The sequence below is a fragment of the Tepidimonas sp. genome (assembly GCF_046292505.1).
Taxonomy (GTDB): domain Bacteria; phylum Pseudomonadota; class Gammaproteobacteria; order Burkholderiales; family Burkholderiaceae_C; genus Tepidimonas.
In genome coordinates this window covers 1-729 of the sequence record NZ_JBKBQX010000178.1, presented here as the reverse complement: position 1 = coordinate 729, position 729 = coordinate 1, and the positions used below count along the sequence as shown (strand labels likewise).

General features: G+C 63.0%; 1 pseudogene. It reads left to right on the top strand.

Annotation, left to right across the window (positions count from 1 at the left end):
• Positions 1 to 391: pseudogene (locus ACK4TH_RS12585) on the top strand (pilus assembly protein PilB); the annotation flags it as partial.
• Positions 392 to 729: the final 338 nt, after the last annotated feature.

Below are 729 nucleotides of genomic sequence, written 5' to 3'. Positions count from 1 at the left end.
CAAGACCAGCGAGCCGGCCAGCGAAGAGCAGATCGAGGGCTGGCTGGACGAGTACATGCATGTGTTCGGCCAGGAGCCCACGGGCGTGACCCGTGAGTCGCTGCGCGCCGAGTGGCAAGACCGCTTTGCGGTGGAAGGCCGTCTGCTGCATTGGCACAGCCTGGGGTGCGACCATTGCAGCCACACCGGCCACAAAGGCCGCCTGGGCCTGCACGAGCTGATGATGGTCAACGCCGACACCCGCCGCCTGATCCAGACCGGTGCCAGCCCCGACATGCTGCTCGCCCACGCCCTGCGCGAGGGCATGCGCACGCTGCGTCAGGACGGCATCGAGAAGGTGCTCTGCGGGTTCACGAGCATGGAAGAAGTGCGCGCCAGCAGCAACGCCTGAGCCGATGCGGTGAAGTTGCCCCGCTGGGCCCGTTTGTTGTGAGCCCGCCGCACGCAAACGCGAAAAAAGGTGCAAGATAGGGGCGACGGATTCACACCGTCTGGTGGGTAAAAGGCCCTTTTCTTTGCCCGCCTTGATGGTGTGATTTCCTGGATCTTTGGTGTGAAGGCGATGCTTGAGTGGTCGCGCCGGTGTCACCAGTCGGGTAAACCGGGCCGATCTTCAGGCGTTGAACAGACAGGTCATTCAGACAGGTCGTTGACGAGGAGGTCAGCATGGACGTCATCAGCAATTTCGCCGCCCGATACGAGCGCACGCGGGAAGAGGAATACACCCTT